General features: G+C 72.8%; 19 protein-coding genes and 2 tRNA genes. 8 read left to right on the top strand and 13 right to left on the bottom strand.

The genetic code is table 11. The features are described 5' to 3' along the window. Positions 1-2: 2 nt before the first annotated feature. From HGAM_RS13555 to tig, 4 genes are all read right to left on the bottom strand, one after another. Complete coding sequence (locus HGAM_RS13555) at positions 3-965, bottom strand: sugar ABC transporter substrate-binding protein (RefSeq protein ID WP_019146044.1); 963 nt, start codon at positions 963-965, stop codon at positions 3-5. Between the two features lie 81 nt (positions 966-1,046). Further along, positions 1,047-1,520 carry an SRPBCC family protein gene (locus HGAM_RS13550; RefSeq protein WP_019146043.1) on the bottom strand — a complete coding sequence of 158 codons (474 nt, stop codon included), beginning with the start codon at positions 1,518-1,520 and terminating at the stop codon, positions 1,047-1,049. Next, positions 1,507-2,559 (bottom strand): esterase/lipase family protein, encoded by a 1,053-nt coding sequence (locus HGAM_RS19405; RefSeq protein ID WP_019146042.1) that lies wholly within the window; start codon positions 2,557-2,559, stop codon positions 1,507-1,509. Before HGAM_RS19405 ends, HGAM_RS13550 begins: the two co-directional genes overlap by 14 nt. Before the next feature lie 76 nt (positions 2,560-2,635). After that, positions 2,636-3,997: a trigger factor gene (tig, locus tag HGAM_RS19400; RefSeq protein WP_019146041.1), complete on the bottom strand. Its 1,362-nt coding sequence runs from the start codon at positions 3,995-3,997 to the stop codon at positions 2,636-2,638. 137 nt (positions 3,998-4,134) lie between these two features. Here tig and HGAM_RS13535 point away from each other — a divergent pair, with 137 nt between their 5' ends. Beyond that, a complete protein-coding gene (locus tag HGAM_RS13535; RefSeq protein WP_019146040.1) occupies positions 4,135-4,482 on the top strand; it encodes a ribonuclease E inhibitor RraB in 348 nt (115 codons plus the stop codon). 4 nt (positions 4,483-4,486) lie between these two features. Here HGAM_RS13535 and HGAM_RS13530 read toward each other — a convergent pair whose 3' ends face one another. Both HGAM_RS13530 and HGAM_RS13525 read right to left on the bottom strand, forming a co-directional pair. Continuing rightward, entirely contained in the window at positions 4,487-5,359 is an 873-nt protein-coding gene (locus HGAM_RS13530) for an SDR family NAD(P)-dependent oxidoreductase (RefSeq protein WP_019146039.1), read from the bottom strand. Positions 5,360-5,373: 14 nt separating this feature from the next. Beyond that, positions 5,374-6,885: a flavin-containing monooxygenase gene (locus HGAM_RS13525; RefSeq protein ID WP_019146038.1), complete on the bottom strand. Its 1,512-nt coding sequence runs from the start codon at positions 6,883-6,885 to the stop codon at positions 5,374-5,376. Between the two features lie 71 nt (positions 6,886-6,956). Between HGAM_RS13525 and HGAM_RS13520 the strand changes: the two genes are divergently transcribed. Further along, positions 6,957-7,988, top strand: a complete 1,032-nt coding sequence (locus tag HGAM_RS13520; protein ID WP_038951828.1) for an AraC family transcriptional regulator — start codon at positions 6,957-6,959, stop codon at positions 7,986-7,988. A gap of 209 nt (positions 7,989-8,197) precedes the next feature. Further along, a complete protein-coding gene (locus HGAM_RS19395; RefSeq protein WP_019146036.1) occupies positions 8,198-9,508 on the top strand; it encodes an HNH endonuclease signature motif containing protein in 1,311 nt (436 codons plus the stop codon). Between the two features lie 72 nt (positions 9,509-9,580). On the opposite strand, the gene HGAM_RS13510 is transcribed toward HGAM_RS19395, so the two are convergent. Further along, positions 9,581-9,657, bottom strand: a tRNA-Pro gene (locus tag HGAM_RS13510). A gap of 39 nt (positions 9,658-9,696) precedes the next feature. Here HGAM_RS13510 and HGAM_RS13505 point away from each other — a divergent pair. The 5 genes from HGAM_RS13505 to HGAM_RS19390 all read left to right on the top strand — a co-directional run bounded on the left by HGAM_RS13505 (position 9,697) and on the right by HGAM_RS19390 (position 12,619). Further along, positions 9,697-10,260 carry a nucleoside/nucleotide kinase family protein gene (locus HGAM_RS13505; protein WP_019146035.1) on the top strand — a complete coding sequence of 188 codons (564 nt, stop codon included), beginning with the start codon at positions 9,697-9,699 and terminating at the stop codon, positions 10,258-10,260. A gap of 52 nt (positions 10,261-10,312) precedes the next feature. Beyond that, positions 10,313-10,389 (top strand) — tRNA-Gly (locus HGAM_RS13500). Between the two features lie 112 nt (positions 10,390-10,501). Next, positions 10,502-11,608 carry a baeRF2 domain-containing protein gene (locus tag HGAM_RS13495; protein ID WP_019146034.1) on the top strand — a complete coding sequence of 369 codons (1,107 nt, stop codon included), beginning with the start codon at positions 10,502-10,504 and terminating at the stop codon, positions 11,606-11,608. After that, a complete protein-coding gene (locus HGAM_RS13490) occupies positions 11,605-11,943 on the top strand; it encodes a DUF8129 domain-containing protein (RefSeq protein ID WP_019146033.1) in 339 nt (112 codons plus the stop codon). Before HGAM_RS13495 ends, HGAM_RS13490 begins: the two co-directional genes overlap by 4 nt. A 16-nt stretch (positions 11,944-11,959) precedes the next feature. Next, entirely contained in the window at positions 11,960-12,619 is a 660-nt protein-coding gene (locus tag HGAM_RS19390; protein WP_019146032.1) for a TIGR04086 family membrane protein, read from the top strand. A 3-nt stretch (positions 12,620-12,622) separates the two neighbouring features. Here the strand turns inward: HGAM_RS19390 and HGAM_RS19385 are convergent, their stop codons facing one another. From HGAM_RS19385 to HGAM_RS13455, 6 genes are read right to left on the bottom strand one after another with little or no spacing between them, the layout of a single operon-like run. Then, positions 12,623-13,726: a PP2C family protein-serine/threonine phosphatase gene (locus tag HGAM_RS19385; protein WP_019146031.1), complete on the bottom strand. Its 1,104-nt coding sequence runs from the start codon at positions 13,724-13,726 to the stop codon at positions 12,623-12,625. 9 nt (positions 13,727-13,735) lie between these two features. Further along, positions 13,736-14,545, bottom strand: a complete 810-nt coding sequence (locus tag HGAM_RS13475) for an Fpg/Nei family DNA glycosylase (RefSeq protein ID WP_019146030.1) — start codon at positions 14,543-14,545, stop codon at positions 13,736-13,738. Continuing rightward, complete coding sequence (locus tag HGAM_RS13470; protein WP_019146029.1) at positions 14,538-14,996, bottom strand: ribose-5-phosphate isomerase; 459 nt, start codon at positions 14,994-14,996, stop codon at positions 14,538-14,540. The genes HGAM_RS13475 and HGAM_RS13470 overlap by 8 nt, the downstream gene beginning before the upstream one ends. 52 nt (positions 14,997-15,048) lie before the next feature. Beyond that, positions 15,049-15,933 (bottom strand): alpha/beta hydrolase, encoded by an 885-nt coding sequence (locus tag HGAM_RS13465; RefSeq protein WP_019146028.1) that lies wholly within the window; start codon positions 15,931-15,933, stop codon positions 15,049-15,051. A 30-nt stretch (positions 15,934-15,963) separates the two neighbouring features. Next, positions 15,964-16,572 carry a mycothiol-dependent nitroreductase Rv2466c family protein gene (locus HGAM_RS13460; protein WP_019146027.1) on the bottom strand — a complete coding sequence of 203 codons (609 nt, stop codon included), beginning with the start codon at positions 16,570-16,572 and terminating at the stop codon, positions 15,964-15,966. Next, positions 16,569-17,717, bottom strand: a complete 1,149-nt coding sequence (locus HGAM_RS13455) for a glutamate--cysteine ligase (protein WP_019146026.1) — start codon at positions 17,715-17,717, stop codon at positions 16,569-16,571. Before HGAM_RS13455 ends, HGAM_RS13460 begins: the two co-directional genes overlap by 4 nt. Positions 17,718-17,754 lie beyond the last annotated feature (37 nt).

Here is a 17,754-nt window from a genome sequence, read left to right as displayed (position 1 = left end):
CGTCAGCGCGTGCCGTTCTTGGCGAACTCCGCGACCTGGGCGACGTTCTCCTTGGTGACGAAGGCCGGGCCCGAGTTCACCGGCTGGCCGCCGCCGACGTCGTTGCCGTTGATGTCCTTGAGGTACAGCGTCGTGACGCCGAGGTAGCCCTGGACGTAGGGCTGCTGGTCGACCGCGAACAGGATCGTCCCGTCCTCGATGGCCGTGATGACGTCCTCGGTGATGTCGAAGGTCGCGACCTGGGCCTGCGAGCCGGCCTCGTCGACCGCGCCGACGGCGTCGATGCCGTACTGGCCGCTGAGGGTCAGGACGCCGTCGATGGTCTTGTCGGACTGCAGCTTCGCCTTGATGGTCGCCTTGACCTCGGCGTCGTTGGTGCCGTCGACCTGCAGGTTGGTCATCTTGGCGCCGAGCGCCTCGGCCGCGGCCTTGCAGCGGGCCTCGTGACCGACGTTGCCGGCCTCGTGGATGACGCACAGGGCGTTCTTCCAGCCGGCCGCCTTGAGCTGCTCGCCGGTCTCGGTGCCCGCGATCGTCTCGGACTGGCCGATGTGCGTGATGGCGCCGAACGCCTTCGAGCTCTCCTGGCCGGAGTTGATCGTCACGACCGGGACGCCGGCGGCGACGGCCTTCTTGATGCTCGACTCCAGGCCCTCCGGGTTGGCCATCGACACGACGATGCCGTCGACGTCCTTGGCCACCGCGTTGTCGATGAGCTGGGACTGCTCGGCCGGGTCGTTCGAGCTGGAGTAGTCGACGGAGACGCCGTAGTCGTCGCCGGCGCGCTCGGCGCCGGACTTGACCCGGTCCCAGAACGTGTCGCCGGCAGCGGCGTGCGTGATGACCGCGTAGGTCAGGTCGCCGGTCTCGGTGGACGCGCCGGACTCCTCCTGGCCCGTGCCGCTGCAGGCACCGAGCAGGGTGCCGGCGGCGAGGACGGCCGCGGCGAGCTTCAGCTTCGTCATGGGTGGTGCTCCTTGGTCAATCAGGCAGGTGCCGTCGATCGGGGGCGTGCGCCGTCGCGGCGTCGCGACGGCCCGCCCACCTTACGCGGTGGTAGGCGCGCGCTCGGCCTCGGCCTTGATCCGGGCGAGCGTCTCCTCGATGCCGCGCTGCAGCTCGGCCTCGAAGGCCGGTACGCCACCCATGAACCGGTTCACCAGGAAGTTCGAGATCGCCTTGCCCGGCGCCTTCACCCGGCGGCTCTCGGTGAGCCGCGTGCCGGTGGCGGTCGGCTCGAGCTCGTACGTCCACGTCGTGCCGTTGATCGGGACGTGGAAGGCCAGCACCCGCTCGCGCTCGAACCGGGTCACCTTCGACGTGGTGGGCCACCACAGCGGGCCGCGGTTGTTGAGGTTCACGGTGACGGTGCCCTCGCTCACCGGGCCGCGGAGGATGAACATCTTCTTGCACTGCGGGCTGCGCTCGCCCATGCGGCGCAGGTCCGAGACCACCTCCCACACCGACGCGGGCGACGCGTCGACCTCGGTGCTCGCCTGGATGAGCTCACGCTCGGCCATCTGGTTCTCCTTCGGTCGGGGTGGGGCCCAGCATGGGGGCAGGACGCTCGCCGAGCCACCCGACGAGCAGGTCGGCGACGCGCGGGTCGGGCAGCAGGGGGCGTCCGGGCCGGCGCGCGACGTGGACGGTGGTGCGGGGCAGTGGGGCGACCGAGCGGCGGTCGTCGCCCCAGGCGGCGGTGACCTCGCGCCCCTCCCACGTCGTCGGCGTGAGGGTGCCGACGAGCAGCCGTGCCCGGCCGGCGCCGAGCGCGCGGACGGGCGCGGGGCGCAGCGGCGCGGCCAGCCGGGCCAGCTTCTCCCCCGGCGCGCCGGACTCCGGCTCGCCCAGCAGCACGACCTCGCGCACCAGCGCGGGCCAGTCGGCGGCCGAGGCGAGTCCGTGCCGGGCCGCGGACTGCACGACCCGTCCGCCCAGGCCGTGACCGACCAGCGTCAGCCGGGTGACGCCGACGGGCCAGGCGTCCACCAGGGACGTCAGCAGGCGCGCCAGCTCGCCTCCGGTCTCGCCCGGGGCTCGGCCGGTGGCGTAGCGGACGACGACGGGGGTCGCCGCGGTGCGGGCGGCCAGGACGCCCGGGTAGGACGGTCCGGACGCGGCGCTCCAGGTGCCGTCGTGCTCGAGCAGGCCGTGGACGAGCACGACGACGTGGCCGCCGGCGCGCGGGTAGGCGGCCGCGAGCGCGTCCGGCGCGAGCGGGACGTCCCGGCCGTCCGCGCGGACGGCCATCGTGGGCCCGAGCGGGGCGGCGGGGTCGAGCGCGTCGACGGCGGCGAGCAGGCCGGACGCGCGTCCGTCGAGCCGCGGCCCGACGCCGTGGCGGCCCATCAGCCGCAGGCCGGCGGCGGACCCGCGCAGGCCGAGCGACCCCGCGGCGTAGGCGGCCCCGGCGGCCGACTCGTGCAGGTGCCGCAGCGCCGGGACGGGCGCGAGCAGGCGGTCGGCCAGCCCGAGGTGGGCGGCCCGCACGCGCGGCAGCAGCCGGCGGTCGCCCTGGTCGACGAGCCACGCGAGGGCGTCGGGGGTGCGGGCGGGCATGGCGGTCATCCTGCCCGCCGGGAACGACGAAGGGAACCCCGCGTGAGCGAGGTTCCCTTCGGACGGGCGGCGAGGATCAGGCCTCGGTGGTCTCCGCGTCGTCGGCGTACGAGCCGTCGGCCTGCAGGCGGGCGAGGTCGAGGCTGTCGCCGTTGCCGTCGACGACCTTGGCGTTCTCGACCAGCTGGGCGAGGGCCTTGCCGCGCATGACCTCGTTCATCATCTCGGGCACGTGGTTGTGCTCCATGATGTGCTGGATGAACGACTGCGGGTCCTGGCCCGACTGCTGAGCGCGACGCAGGATGTGCTGCGTCAGCTCGGCGTCGTCGACCTGGATCTCGTCGCGGCGGATGATCTCGTCCAGGACGAACTGGGCCACGATCGCGTCGCGCACGTTGCGGTCGAGCTCGGCCTCGAACTCCTCGATCGTCTGACCGTTCTCCTGGTCCTTGAGGTAGTCCTCGAGGGTCATGCCGATGCCGGCCAGCTCGGCCTCCATCTGCTGACGGCGGGCACCGATCTCGGAGGCGACCAGCTCCTCGGGGAGCGGCACCTCGATCTGCTCGACGATCTTCTCCAGGACGGCGTCGCGGGCCTCGGCGGCCTGCTCGAGGCGCTTGCCGCGGGTCAGGCGCTCGACCAGGTCGGCGCGCAGCTCCTCGACGGTGTCGAACTCCGACGCCATCTGCGCGAACTCCTCGTCGAGCTCGGGCAGGTGCTGCTCCTTGACGTCCTTGACCGTGACGGTGACCTCGACCTCGTCGCCGGCCAGGTCGCCACCGGCGAGCTGGGTGGAGAAGGTCGCGCTCTCGCCGGCCTTCAGGCCCTGGACGGCCTCGTCGAGACCGTCGAGCATCGTGATCTTGCCGACCGTGTAGGGCATGCCCTCGGCCTGCGCGGCCTCGATCGGCTCGCCGTCCTTGGCCGCGGACAGGTCGATCGTCAGCGCGTCGCCCTCGGCGGCGGCGCGGTCGACCTCGGTGAAGGTCGCGAAGCGCTCGCGCAGGCCCTCGACCTGCTCGTCGACGTCGGCGTCGGCGACCTCGGCGGTCTCGACGGTGACCTCGATCGAGGAGATGTCGGGCAGCTCGATGGCCGGGCGGACGTCCAGCTCGGCGGTGATCTCGATCGGCTCGCCGTCGTTGAACTTGGTGAGGTCGATCTCGGGCTGGCTGAGCGGCATGAGGTCCTGCTCCTGCACGGCCTCGTTGTACCAGTTCGGCAGCGCGCTGTTGATCGCCTCGTCGAGCACGGCGGCACGGCCGACGCGCTGGTCGATGATCGCGGCGGGGATCTTGCCCTTGCGGAAGCCGGGGACGGTGACCTGCGAGCCGATCGTGCGGTACGCCGCGTCGAGGCTCGGCTGGAACTCGTCGAAGGGCACCTCGATGGTGAGCTTGACCCGGGTGGGGCTCAGCGATTCGGTGCTGCTCTTCACGATGTGGACTCCTGTTGGTCGGAAGCGTTCGGGCGCCGCGGAATTCAGCTCACACGGGCGACGATCCAGTGTACGGGACCGGGCGGACGGACCGAATCCGGCCCGCGCGGCACCGGACGGCGCTAGGGTCGCGCGCCATGGGACTGTTCAAGCGCCGCCCGCCGGCCCCGGTCACCGGGCACGCCGGGGACGACGCGACCCTCGCCGAGCTCGTCCGCCTGAAGGTGGACCTGACGCGGCCGCGGCGCTGGGAGCACTTCCTCTACTGCGCCGACGCCGACGGCGAGCGCTTCCTCGTCGCACGGGCGCGGCACGCCGGCTGGGACGTCGACGCCCTCGCGTCGGGCGACCACGGCGTCGTCGCCAGCCGCTCGGACCTGCCGGTCGACGCCTCGACCGTCCCCGAGGCGCGCACGTTCTTCGAGTCGCTCGCCGCCCACGTCGACGGCGGCGAGTACGACGGCTGGGGCACCGAGGCCGACTAGCGGCTCAGGCCACCGGCTCGGCGGTCTCCGACGCCCGGGTCGCCGTCGGCGCCTTGACGACCTTGCCCAGCACCCGGCCGTAGCCGGTGGGCATGAGCCGGGCCAGCACGTCCGGCACGACGGCCGAGTAGGCGATGAGCACGCGCGCCTTGCGCCGCTCGACGCCGCGCAGGATCTGCGCCGCGGCCTTGTCGGCCGGGTAGGTCAGCAGCTTGGCGAACGCCCGCTTGCCGCGCGCCGCCTCCTCCTCGCTGGCGCTGGCGGCGACGCGGGCGGTCTCGGCGATGCGCGTCTTGATGCCGCCGGGGTGGACCGTGGTGACGCCGACGCCGTGCGGCTCGAGCTCGTGGCGCAGCACCTCGCTGAAGCCGCGGATCGCGTACTTGCTCGACGAGTAGGCCGACTGGCCGGCCGGGCCGATGAGGCCGAACAGGCTCGAGACGTTGACGACGTGCCCGCCGGACGAGCCCAGCAGCGCCGGCAGCAGGGCGCGGGTCAGGTCGACCGGCGCCTGGAAGTTGATCGCCATCACCCAGTCGAACTCCTCCTTGGTGACGTCGAGGAACCCGCCGCCCAGGGCGACGCCGGCGTTGTTGACCAGCAGGTCGAGCCGGTCGGACTCCGCCAGGACGTCCGCGGCGAGGGCCGGCACGGCGCCAGCCTCGGCGAGGTCGGCCACGTGGGTGGTGACGGTCAGCGCCGGGTGCTGCGTGCGGAGGCGACGAGCCACGTCGTCCAGCCGCGGGGCGTCCCGGTCGACGAGCACGAGGTGCGTGCCGCGCTCGGCGAGCTGGAGGGCCATCTGCTCGCCCATGCCGCTGGCGGCACCGGTGACGACGGCGCGGGCGCCGGTGAAGGAGAAGGGAGGAAGAGCCATGGTGGGCCTCTCGGTCAGGCGCCGACGGGGACGGCGTCGGTCGTGTCGGTGGCGGGCACGCGGGCGGCGACCGGCGCGAGGGTGCGGTCGAGGTCGGTGCGCAGGGTGTGGACCGAGTCCAGGACGTAGTTCTGGCGCACCTGCCAGGGCCGCTTGTCGCCCTGGCGCGGGAAGGCGTCGATCGAGCGCTGCACGTAGCCGGCGGCGAGGTCGAGCAGCGGCTGCGGGGCCAGCGAGGCGTCCGGCTGCGGCGCGACGGCGGTGTGGCCGCGCTCCTCCATCCAGCCGAGCACCTTGCAGACCAACCGGTGGGTGAGGTCGGCGCGCAGCGTCCAGGACGCGTTCGTGTAGCCGATGCAGACCGCGAAGTTCGGGACGCCGGTGATCATGGCGCCGTTCCAGACGTACTGGTCGGCCAGCGGCACGCGCTCGCCGTCGACGTGCGGCTCGATGCCGCCGAAGGCGAGCAGCTTCAGCCCGGTGGCGGTGACCACGACGTCCGCCTCGAGCACCTGGCCGGACGCCAGCCGGATGCCCTCGGGCACGAACCGGTCGACGTGGTCGGTGACGACCGACGCGTCGCCGGCCTTGATCGCGCGGAACAGGTCGCCGCTGGGGATCGCGCACAGGCGCTGGTCCCACGGGTCGTACGTCGGGGTGAAGTGGTCGGCGACGGTCTGCGCGTCCCCGACGACCTTGGTGGCCAGGCCGGTGAGCAGCTTGCGGGCGGTCTCGGGACGGCGGCGGCAGAACTGGTAGAACGCCGTGCTGAACGCGATGTTCTTGGCCCGGACCGCCTTGTGCGCGAGTGCCGGGGGCAGCACCTTCTTGAGCCGCTCGGCGTTCTTGTCGGTCGACGGCACGGCGCTGATCCAGGTGGGCGTGCGCTGCAGCATCGTCACGTGGGCGGCGGCACCCTCGCCCTTGAGCATCGACGGCACGAGGGTGACCGCGGTGGCACCGGAGCCGATGACGACGACGCGCTTGCCGGCCAGGTCGGCGTCCTCGGGCCAGAACTGCGGGTGCAGCACCTCGCCGGCGAAGTCGTCGACGCCCTCGAAGACCGGGGCGTGCGGCTGCTCGTAGTCGTAGTAGCCGGCGCACGAGTAGAGGAAGCCGCAGGTCATGGTGCGCCGGTCGCCCGTGCGCGGGTCCTCGACGGTGAGCGTCCAACGGGAGGCGGCGGTGTCGAAGTCGGCGCCGACCACCTTGCTGGAGTACTGGACGCGGTCGGCGATGCCGAACTCGTCAGCGGTGTCGCGGATGTACTGCAGGATCGAGGCGCCGTCGGCGAGCGACTTGCCGTCGCGCCACGGCTTGAACGCGTAGCCGAGCGTGTACATGTCCGAGTCGGAGCGGACGCCCGGGTAGCGGAACAGGTCCCACGTGCCGCCCATCGCCTCGCGCGACTCGAGGATCGCGTAGGTGCGTCCCGGCACCTGCGTCTGCAGGCGGTAGGCGGCGCCGACGCCGGACAGGCCGGCCCCGACGATGACGACGTCGACGTGCTGCGTGCTCTCGCTCATGGGTTCCAGCATGCGTCGCCGCCCCGAGCGGCCACTTGACCGTGCGCGACAACTACTTGACCCTGGACGACATGTCGTACATCCGGTCGGCCGGGCTCCGCGGGTTCGCCGGGCTCGTCGCCGAGCGCGGTGGGGACGCCGAGGCGATGGCCCGCCGCGCCCGGCTGCCCGTCCAGGCGCTGCACGACGACGAGCTGCTGGTCGAGGACCTCGCGCTCGCGCGCGTGCTCGAGCTGGCCGCCGTCGAGCTCGACCTGCCCGACCTGGGCCTGCGGCTCGCCGAGCGCCAGGACCTGGCGATGCTCGGGCCGCTCGCCGTCGCGATCCAGAACTCCCCCACCCTCGGCGACGCCCTGGCGTGCAGCGCGCGCTACCTGTTCGTCCACGCCCGCGGGCTGAGCCTGGAGGCCGTGCCCGACCCGCACGGCACACCCGGCCTCGTCGCGCTGCGGTACGGCACGCCGGCCGGCGACGTCTTCCGCCAGGGCGCTGACGTCGGGCTGGGCTTCCTGCACCGATCGATCCGCGCCCTGCACGGCGGCGGCTACGGGCTGCGCGGCGTCGAGCTTCCGCACCGACCGCTCGCCCCGGTCGCCCGGTACGAGGAGTGGTTCGGCGCGCCCGTGCGCGTGGGGGCGGCGCAGGCGCTGCTGCGCGTCCCCGCGAGCCTCATGACCCGGCCGCTCGACGACGCCGACGTCACCGTCCGCACCCTCGCGCTCGAGCACCTGGCCCGGTACGCGGACGCGCCCGGCTCGGACGTGACCATGCGCGTCCGCGCCGTCCTGGAGGAGTCGCTGGGCACGACGAGCACGGACGTCGGCGCCGTGGCGGCGCTGCTGGCCGTCCACCCGCGCACCCTGCAGCGTCGGCTCGAGGCCGAGGGCACCACCTTCGCGCGCGTCCTCGACGGGCTGCGCCGCGACCGCGCGCGCACGTACCTGACGACCACCGACATGCCCATGACCCAGGTCGCCGCCGCGCTCGGCCTCTCGGAGCAGTCGGCGCTCACCCGGTGCGCCCGCCGCTGGTGGGGCCGGTCGCCGCGCGAGGTGCGGGCAGCGGGGGCGGTAGGGGCTTCCGCTGCCGCTCCTGCTCCTTGAGCTTGTCGAAAGGAGCCTTGAGTGTGCCGTCACCCAAGGGGCTGATGACGACGTCGTCGGTCGCTCGGCGCGGTGGGTGCGTCGGCTCGCACGAGCCTCGCTCGCCGCATTGTCGAAGCGAAGAAAGTCCTGGCTTCCTGGGGATTTTCCGTTGTCTCTGTGGGCCTCCCGAGGTAGACTAGAACAAACGTTCGACACGGGGGTCTCGGATGATCAGCGCACAGGTCGCAGCACTGCTGGAGGAGTCCAGCACGCTCGAGCCCTGGATGCTGACCGACCGCGAGATCCGTGCCGAGCTGCAGGCCGCTGCTCAGGCGGCGGCCGCGCTCCAGGCGCTGACCGTCCGGCTCACCGCTGCGGCTGCGGATCGTGGCCTGCCCCGTGAGGACGGCTGCACGTCCCCCACGGTCTGGCTGGCCAGCACCACGAATGTCTCCCGAAGCGAGGCTTCTAAGCTCGTCTCACTGACCAGGCTGGACCCGACGCGCGGCGCCGTCACCCGCGAGCGCTGGGCCACCGGTCGGTTGACCACCGAGCAGGCCCACATCATCCTCAAGGCCCTCGACCAGCTCCCTGAGTGGTTCGTGGACGAGCAGCACGACGACGCCGAAGCCACGCTCCTGGAGCACGCATCCGAGTTCGGAGCGGACGACCTGCGCCGACTGGCGAACCGCATCGTCGAGGTCGTGGACCCCGACAGTGCGGACGAGATCATCGGCGCCCAGCTCGAACGCCAGGAGAAGCAGGCGTGGGACGAGACCCGCCTGTCCATCACCCGCATGGGCGGAGGCCGCTCGTCGATCCGCGGGGTCCTGCCCGACGTGCAGGCCGACATGCTCAAGACCGTCCTCGAAGGGCTCGCCTCACCCCGCCGCGAGGGCGCGATCTTCCGCGACGTGGACGGCGACCACTCCGACGCCGAGATCGGACGCCTCGACCACGCCCGCCGCATGGGACTGGCCCTGTGCGAGCTGGTCGAGCACCTCCCGAGCGACTGCTTCCCGCAGGCCGGCGGCGTCGCCGCCACGGTGACTGTGTCGATGAGGCACGAGGATCTGGTCCGCGACCTGGGCCGGGCGATGCTCTCGACCGACACCGGACTCTCCGCCTCCCAGGCCCGACGACTCGCCTGCAACGCCGGAATCATCCCCGTCGTGCTCGGCGGCAAGAGCCAGCCGATGGACGTCGGCCGGCGCAAGCGACTCCACGATCAGCACCAGCGCATCGCCCTCGCCACCCGGGACGGCGGCTGCTCCTGGAAGGGCTGCGACCGCCCACCCGGATGGTGCGAGGCCCACCACCTCCGACCATGGAGCCAGGGTGGTGAGACCTCGATCGACAACGGCGCCCTGTTCTGCTTCTTCCACCACCACCTGCTCCACGACACCGACTGGTCAGCCCGCCTCAGCCAGGACGGCGTCGTCGAAGTCATCCCACCACCACGGATCGACCCCCAGCAGCGACCACTGAGACACGCCCGCCACGTCAAGCACCGACCGAGGGTGCTCGAACCTGCCTGACCTATTCGCTGCCTGAGCCTGACGAAGGCCGGTACGGGTCGCAACCACTCACGGACCCGTCCTCGGGCCCTCTGGTCGGGATGACAGGATTTGAACCTGCGACCCTCCGCTCCCAAAGCGGATGCGCTACCAAGCTGCGCTACATCCCGGTGCCGGCCGAGCCGGCGTCTCACTCTAGAGGACCAGACTTGCCCCCAGCACCACCACGGTACGAGGAGCTGGCGGCACCGCTGACCCTGCTCGGCGACCTGCGCGGGGCCCGCTGCGGGAGCACGACGGTCATCGCCGTCGACGGACCGAGCGGCAGCGGCAAGACCGACGTCGTCGCTGCGCTCGCGCCCCGGCTCGACGCCCGTGTGCTGAGCATGGAGGACCTCTACCGCGGCTGGCAGGGGCTGGACGCGTCCACGCCCGTGCTGGTCGGGCAGGTGCTCGGGTGCCTGGCCGAGGACCGCACCGCGACCTTCCGCCGCTGGGACTGGGCGGCGTCCGCGCCCGGCGAGCCGGTGCCCGTCGAGCCTGGCGGCGTGCTGATCCTGGACGGCGTCGGCTCCGGCGCGGCCCTGGCTCGCCCCTACCTGTCCGCGCTGCTGTGGCTGGACGCGCCAGAGGACGTCCGCCGGCGGCGGGCGATGCAACGCGACGGCGCGACGTACGAGCCGTGGTGGGACGTGTGGGCGGAGCAGGAGCGCGAGCACTTCGCCCGCGAGCACACCCGCGAGGCTGCCGACCTCGTCGTCGCGACCGCCTGACGAGCGCCCCGAGGACCATGTGGCATCATGGTCGCGCTGCCTCGGCAGCAACGCGGACGTAGCTCAATTGGTTAGAGTCTCTGCCTTCCAAGCAGAATGTTGCGAGTTCGAGTCTCGTCGTCCGCTCCACACGACGCCGGTCCCCCAGGGACCGGCGTTCGTCGTTCCCGGGGTCGTCCTGGTTACGACGCTTCCTCCGGGGTACTGCGTCACGTACCAGCCCCGAACCGGAGGAGGACACGTGAGAAGCGACCGCATCGCCCATCTCTACGAGAATCCCGGTCCGTTCGCGACCGGCTACGTCGACGTCAGCCGCGACACCGAGAACGCCCCGGAGAAGATCGAGCTGCAGGTCCGCACCGCCACCGACGCGGCGACGCAGGCCGGCGCCCCCGAGTCCGTCGTGGCTCAGCTGCGCGAGGCGCTGCTGGAACCGACGGAGGTGCCCGCGCCGACGAGCCGCTTCGCCGTCGTGACCGAGCGCGGCGTCCTGCTGAACGAGGTCGTCCGGGCCCGGCTCGACCAGCCGAGCGGGTCGTGGGGGCCGCTCCCCGACCTCGGCGCGTGGATCGCCGACGAGGCGCTGACCGTGCCGTTCGTGCTCGCGCTCGTCGACCACGAGGGCGGCGACGTCAGCGTGCACCGCACCGGGACGCCCGACCGGCCGGACGAGGTCCGCACCGCGGGCGGCGAGACCGACTTCGAGCACAAGGTCCGCGGCGGCGGCTGGGCGCACCTGAAGTGGCAGCACTACAACGAGAGCGTGTGGGCCCGCAACGCCCGCTCGGTCGCGCAGGAGATCACCGAGCACGTCCGAGCCGGCATCCGCGTCGTCCTGCTCGCCGGGCAGCCCGGCTCGCGGCAGGAGGTGCTCACCGGCCTCGAGGGCGTGCAGGGCGTCACCGTGGTCGAGCTCGACGCCGGCGGACGCGGCGAGGACGGCGGCGACGAGGCGCTGCAGAAGGCCGTCGCGCGCGCCGTCGAGGAGCAGGTGATGACCGCCCGTGTGGAGATGCTGGACGACCTGGAGGAGCGCCTCGGACGCGACGACGCCGTCGCCACGGGCGTCACCGACGTCGTGGACGCGTTCGTCCGCGGCCAGGTCGCGACGCTGCTGATCGACCCGACGAGCGCTGCCGAGCACGAGGTCGAGACCGCGCGGTTCCCCGGACTCGCGCTGGGCGCCCTGCCCGAGGTGCCCGAGCGCGTCCGTGCCGACCAGGCGCTCCTGGCCGCCGCGGCGCTCACCGGTGCCGAGGTCCACGCCCTGTCCGGACCGATGCTGTCCGGCGCCCCGTCCGCCGCGCTGCTGCGGTGGGACCAGCCCACGGCAGGAAGCCACGCATGAGCGACCACACCGACCTGCCCATCCCCGACTACGACCACCTGCCGGAGAGCACGCTGGAGCAGCGCGTCCGGGCGCTGGACGCGTCCGGGCTCGAGACGCTCCTGGCGTACGAGCGCGAGCACGGCGATCGCCTGACCGTCGTCCAGCTGCTGCAGCGGCGGCTCGACGCGGTCAACGAGGGCGCGGAGCCGTCCGGGGCCGACCCGGCCGCGCCGACGCCCGAGGCGGCGGGCGGTCCGCCGAACCCGCACCAGACCGACTCGTCCTCCGGTGCCCCGCCGATCAACCCGCCCTCGCAGGGCGTCCCGACCAATCCCGCGCAGCCGCGCACGTAGCCAGGAGGTTCCCACCATGGCCACCGACGACCGCACCACCGACCTGCCGCCCACGTCCGACACCACCACCGACCACGGCCGGCACGGCACCCACGCGGCACCTGCCCACCGTGATCACGACGTCGACCCGCGCCGCACCGAGGCCGAGGTCCACGAGCGCCGCCGCGAGCGCTTCGGCGGCATGCACCTCGTGGTCGCCTTCTTCGGCTGGCTCGTCGCCGTCGGCCTGGCGGTCATCCTGTCCGGCATCGTCGGCGCGATCGCCACGGCGGTCGGCAACGCCAACGACGTCACCCAGTCCGACCTGGAGCGCCAGAGCGGCACCATCGGCATCGGCGCTGCCATCGTGCTGCTCGTCGTGCTGGCGATCAGCTACTTCGCCGGCGGCTACGTCGCCGGGCGCATGGCCCGCTTCGACGGCGCCAAGCAGGGCATCGGGGTGTTCCTCGTCGGCCTGCTGATCATGATCGTGGCCGCCGTCGTCGGCGCCGTGTTCGGGGCGCAGTACAACGTCCTGGACCGCATCGACGTGCCGGACGTGCCGATCCCGACCGACGACCTGAGCATCGGTGGCGCCATCACGATCGTCGCCGCGCTGGCCGTCATGGTCGTGTTCGCCGTGCTCGGCGGCAAGGCCGGCCAGCGGTTCCACCGCAAGGTCGACCGCACCTGGTGAGGGTCAGGCCGGGTCGCGCCACAGCACGAGCACGGCCCGGTCGTCGTCGCCGCGCGGCACGCGCTGCATGAGCCGCGCGGCGGCCCCCTCGAAGCCGGGCTCGACGGCGCGCCCGGCGGCGTCCTGCAGCCAGGCGATGCCGTCGGTGAGCGAGCGGTCGCGCGTCTCGACGACTCCGTCGGTGTAGAACGCGAGCGCCTCGCCCGGCTCGAGCACGCCGGTGCTGCGGTGGAACTCGGGCCGGCGGGCGACGCCCAGCGCGAGTCCGCGGGCCGGGTCGATCTCCCAGCGTGACTCCTTCGAGCACCAGCGCAGCGCCGGCGGATGTCCGGCACTCGTCACCTCGTACGCGCCCGTCCGGAGGTTCAGCAGCACGTGCACCGCGGTGGCGAGGGCGTCCTCGCCGTCCTGGCGGAGCAGGAAGTCGTTCGCCGAGGCCATGAGCGCCTGCGGTGGCAGCGCCCCGATGAGCCCGCCGAGCGCACCAGCGAACTGCAGCGACTGGGTGGCTGCCGAGACGCCCTTGCCGCACACGTCGACCAGCACCATCTCCAGGTGACGCTGGTCCTCGCTCAGCTCGGCGACCAGGAAGTCACCCGCGTAGCCGGACCCACCAGCACTCACCATGGACGTCTCGCAGCGCCAGCCCGTGGGCAGCACCGGCACGCGGCTCTGGCGCTGCAGCCGGTCGCGCAGGTCGGCCAGCATCGCCTGACCCAGCACGCTCGGCAGCCCCGTGCGCTGCAGGCTGGCCTGGAAGATCACCAGCAGCGCGGACGCCACGAGGATGCCGGCAGCCATCGTGCGCGCGAGCGTCGGTGACGCGCCGAGCTCGACGCTCAGCACGCCGGCCAGGGTCGCGGCCGCGCTGACCACGACGAGCGGCCAGAACCGCAGCACGATCATGGCGACGAACAGGTAGAAGAAGTAGGCCGCGATCGGCATGAGCGCGTAGTCGTGGATCGACAGCGCCAGCGACAGGCCGATGACGGCGACCAGCACGAGGGTCGCGGTGACCTGGCTCGCGCGGGTGCCGGAACGCCACTCGAGCACCTGGCGGTGCAGCCAGGAGCCCACGGCCCCGGGCCGGCGCGCGACGACGTTCACGGCGGCACTCTAGTGGGAGTTTTGGCACCGCGGACACCAGAACAGGTTCCGGTTCGCCAAATCTTTTCGCATCACCGGCGTCCCGCACACCAGGCACGGCTGCCCCTCGCGCCGGTAGACGTAGACCTCTCCCCCGTGGTCGTCCCGGCGCGGCTCGCGCCCCATCGCCTCGGGCTCGTGCTCGGGGCGCACGGTGTCGATACGTCCGCTGCGCACCCCGGCATGCATGAGCGCGACGAGGTCGGACCAGATCGCGTCCCACGTCGTCCGGTCCAGCTCGCGTCCGGGCGTCATGGGGTCGAGCCCGAGCCGGAACAGCACCTCGGCGCGGTAGACGTTGCCGACGCCGCCGAGGACGGACTGGTCCATGAGCAGGACGGCGACGGACGTCCGGCTGCGGGACACGCGGGCCCAGGCGCGGTCCGGGTCGGCGTCGGCGCGCAGCGGGTCCGGCCCGATGCGGGCGGTCAGCGCGTCGACCTGCGCGGGGTCGAGCAGCTCGCACGCCGTGGGTCCGCGCAGGTCGGCGGTCACCTCGGACGTGCTCAGCCGCCAGCGCACCTGGCCGACGACCGGGTGCTCGGCCCCGTCGAGGAAGCCGAACGTGCCGTACAGGCCGAGGTGGACGTGCACCTGCTCGGCGACGTCCGCGAAGGCCACGAGCAGGTGCTTGCCGTGCGCCTCGGCGCCGGTCAGCTCGTGGCCTTCGAGCAGGTGCGCGGCGAACCGCCCCTGCGGGCTGGACGAGCCGACGACGCGTCCGCCGAAGCGGTCGAGGAGGTCACCGGCGAGCCGGTGGAGGGTGTGCCCCTCAGGCAATCTCGCCGGTCTCCTCGTAGGACAGCAGCATGTCGATGCGGCGCTGGTGACGCGCCTCGTCGCTCCACTCGGCGCCCAGGAACGCCGCGACGATCGCCTCGGCCTCCTCCACGGAGTGCATCCGCGCGCCGATCGAGACGACCTGGGCGTTGTTGTGCTGACGCGCCAGCTGCGCGGTCTCGACGCTCCAGGCCAGGGCCGCGCGAGCACCCTTCACCTTGTTCGCGGCGATCTGCTCGCCGTTGCCCGAGCCGCCGATGACGATCGCCAGGCTGCCCGGCTCGGCGACGACGGCCTCCGCCGCGGCGATGCAGAACGGCGGGTAGTCGTCGGCGGGGTCGTTCTCGTGGGCTCCGTGGTCGACCGGCTCGTGGCCGTTCGCGGTCAGCCACTCGACGAGGTGGGTCTTCAGGTCGTAGCCGGCGTGGTCGGCACCGATGTGGACGCGCATGGACGTCAGTCTCCCAGGTCGCGGGCGCGCCGACGACCCGCCCTGGGCGTGCTCACAGGTGCGCGGTGCGGCGAGCGTCCATGAGCGCCCCGACGGCGAGGACGGTCGCCCGCGAGAGGTCGAAGCGCTCGGGCATCCGCCAGAACGAGTGCGGGACGCCCAGCGCGCGCCAGGCGCTGACCGGCACACCGGCGGCCGAGAGCGCGGACGCGTACGCCTCGCCCTGGTCGCGCAGCACGTCGTGCTCGGCGGTGACGACGACGGTGGGCGGCGTGCTCGCCAGGTCGTCGTGGCGCAGCGGCGAGACCTCGGCCGAGTCCGAGCCGTCGGCGTACTGGCGCCAGAACCAGGCCATCTGCGCCGCGGTCAGGGCCGGGGTGTCGAGCGCCGGGTCGAGGTCACCTGCGCGGTCGGTCGCCGGGTACAGCAGCACCTGCATGTCGAGCAGGGACGCGTCGCGCACGCTGAGCCCGGCGACGAGGTTCGCGCCGGACGAGTCGCCGATGCCGGGCAGGAACGTCGCGTCGACCCGGTGGGCGCGGGCGTGCTGGCGCAGCCAGCGGGCCGCCGTCTCGACGTCGTCCAGCGGCGCCGGGAACGGGTGCTCGGGCGCGCGCCGGTAGTCGACGGCGAGCAGCGCCCAGCCCGTGCGGTGGGCCAGGTGGCGGCAGAACGCGTCGTGCGTCTCCAGGTCGTGCAGCACCCAGCCGCCACCGTGGACGTACAGCGCGACGGGGGCGCCGAGGGCCGGGCGGTACAGCCGCACCGGCACCCCGTCCGCGTCGAGGTCGAGCACGGCGTCCAACCCGATGCGATCGGTCGCGGCCAGGGCGGCGGCGCGGGCCTGGGCCCGCACCGCCGGCACCTGGTCGGCGTCCGGAACCGTCGGCTCGCCGAGGTCGGTCAGGAACGCGACGGACTGGGGGTGCAGCGTCATGGCGCTCAGCCTAGTGAGCGCCGTCCGCGATCAGTCGAAGATCGGGTCGCGGTCGCGCGTGCGCTTGAGCTCGTAGAAGCCGTCGTAGCCGGCGAGCAGGCGGGCGCCGTCGAACACGCGCCCGGCGTCCTCGCCCTTGGGCGCGGGGCTGAGCACGGGACCGAAGAACGCGGTGCCGCCGATCGAGATGACCGGGGTGCCGACCTCCTCGCCCACACGGCTGATGCCGTCGGCGTGCGAGGCGCGCACCGCGTCGTCCAGCGACGCGTCGTCGGCGGCGTCGGCGAGCTCGGCCGGCAGGCCGACCTCCTCGAGCGCCTCCAGGTAGAGCTCGCGGTCGTAGTCGCGGCCCTGGTTGTGCCTGCGGGTGCCGAGCGCGGTGTACAGCTCGCGCACCTTGTCGCTGCCGTGCTGCTGCTCGACGGCGATGGCCAGGCGCACGGGGCCCCAGCCGCGCTGGATCATCTCGCGGTACTTTTCGGGGACGTCCTTGTCCTCGTTGAGCACGGACAGGCTCATGACGTGGAAGACGGTCTCGACGTCGCGGACCTTCTCGACCTCGAGCATCCAGCGGGACGTCATCCAGGCCCAGGGGCACAGCGGGTCGAACCAGAAGTCGACCTTCTCGGTGGCAGTCATGACTGGGGCAACACCGGACGGCCCGCGCGCATTTCCTCGACCAGCGACGCGACCACCGGACCGAGGTCGCCCTGGTTGCGCGCGGCGACCGCGCGCTGGCGCTCGTAGGACGCCCCGTCGGTCACCATGCGGGCGATGCCGGCGAGCTCCTCGCTGCAGCCCAGGTCGGCGGCGACCGGCTCGAGCATGGGCAGGACGCGCTCCAGGTGGGTCGTGACCAGCTCCTCCTCGGCGGTGTGGTCGAGGATGAGGATCGCCTCCATGCCGTAGCGGGCGGCGCGCCACTTGTTCTCCTGCGCGAACCACGGCGGCAGGTGCGGCAGCTCGCGGCCGGCGTCCAGCTCGCGCGAGAAGTGCTCGACCAGGCAGTGGATGAGCGCCGAGACGCTCAGCAGCTCCTGCAGGCTCGGGATGCCGTCGCACACGCGCACCTCGAGCGTCCCGAACTTCGGCGACGGCCGGATGTCCCAGCGGATCTCGTCGAACACGTCGATGACGCCGGTCTTGAGCATGTCGTCGACGTAGCCCTCGAGCTGCGGCCACTGCTCGAACTGGAACGGCAGCCCGGCCGTCGGCAGCTGCTGGAACATGAGCGCCCGGTTCGAGGCGTAGCCGGTGTCCTTGCCGCCCCAGAACGGGGACGAGGCGCTCAGCGCCTGCAGGTGGCCGAAGTAGGTGAGCAGCGCCCGGCTGATCGGCAGCACCTTGTCGCGGTCCTCGATGCCGACGTGCACGTGGACGCCGTAGATCAGCATCTGGCGGCCCCACCACTGGGTGCGGTCGATGAGCGTGGCGTACCGCTCCTTGTCGGTGACCTTCTGGTGGCCCCAGTGGGCGAACGGGTGGGTGCCGGCGCACATGAGCTCGACGCGCAGCGGGTCGGTGACCCCCCGGATGCGCTCGATGCTGCGCTGCAGGTCCTCACCGGCCTCCCTCACCGTGCGGCACACGCCGGTGACGACCTCGACGGTGTTGAGCAGCAGCTCCTGGCGGATCGTGGGGTGCTCTCCCCCGCCCGGCGGCTCGACGGCGTCCAGCACGGTCTGCGCCACCTGGCGCAGGTCGCCGCTGTCCTGGTCGACGAGGGCGAGCTCCCACTCGATGCCCAGGGTCGACCGCTCGGAGGCGGCGAAGGGGATCTCCATGGCGACCATCCTGCCCGAAACGCCTGGGCCCGCACGG

It is taken from the genome of Aeromicrobium massiliense JC14, assembly GCF_000312105.1.
GTDB classification, from domain to species: domain Bacteria; phylum Actinomycetota; class Actinomycetes; order Propionibacteriales; family Nocardioidaceae; genus Aeromicrobium; species Aeromicrobium massiliense.
This window is presented reverse-complemented; position numbering and strand designations above follow the sequence as displayed.

Bases quoted from the DNA above. Each gene is read 5' to 3' on its own strand.
- HGAM_RS13555 (WP_019146044.1), bottom strand. From the start codon at position 965: ATGACGAAGCTGAAGCTCGCCGCGGCCGTCCTCGCCGCCGGCACCCTG.
- HGAM_RS13550 (WP_019146043.1), bottom strand. From the start codon at position 1,520: ATGGCCGAGCGTGAGCTCATCCAGGCGAGCACCGAGGTCGACGCGTCG.
- HGAM_RS19405 (WP_019146042.1), bottom strand. From the start codon at position 2,559: ATGCCCGCCCGCACCCCCGACGCCCTCGCGTGGCTCGTCGACCAGGGC.
- HGAM_RS13535 (WP_019146040.1), top strand. From the start codon at position 4,135: ATGGGACTGTTCAAGCGCCGCCCGCCGGCCCCGGTCACCGGGCACGCC.
- HGAM_RS13530 (WP_019146039.1), bottom strand. From the start codon at position 5,359: ATGGCTCTTCCTCCCTTCTCCTTCACCGGCGCCCGCGCCGTCGTCACC.
- HGAM_RS13525 (WP_019146038.1), bottom strand. From the start codon at position 6,885: ATGAGCGAGAGCACGCAGCACGTCGACGTCGTCATCGTCGGGGCCGGC.
- HGAM_RS13520 (WP_038951828.1), top strand. From the start codon at position 6,957: ATGTCGTACATCCGGTCGGCCGGGCTCCGCGGGTTCGCCGGGCTCGTC.
- HGAM_RS19395 (WP_019146036.1), top strand. From the start codon at position 8,198: ATGATCAGCGCACAGGTCGCAGCACTGCTGGAGGAGTCCAGCACGCTC.
- HGAM_RS13490 (WP_019146033.1), top strand. From the start codon at position 11,605: ATGAGCGACCACACCGACCTGCCCATCCCCGACTACGACCACCTGCCG.
- HGAM_RS19390 (WP_019146032.1), top strand. From the start codon at position 11,960: ATGGCCACCGACGACCGCACCACCGACCTGCCGCCCACGTCCGACACC.
- HGAM_RS13470 (WP_019146029.1), bottom strand. From the start codon at position 14,996: ATGCGCGTCCACATCGGTGCCGACCACGCCGGCTACGACCTGAAGACC.
- HGAM_RS13465 (WP_019146028.1), bottom strand. From the start codon at position 15,933: ATGACGCTGCACCCCCAGTCCGTCGCGTTCCTGACCGACCTCGGCGAG.
- HGAM_RS13460 (WP_019146027.1), bottom strand. From the start codon at position 16,572: ATGACTGCCACCGAGAAGGTCGACTTCTGGTTCGACCCGCTGTGCCCC.
- HGAM_RS13455 (WP_019146026.1), bottom strand. From the start codon at position 17,717: ATGGAGATCCCCTTCGCCGCCTCCGAGCGGTCGACCCTGGGCATCGAG.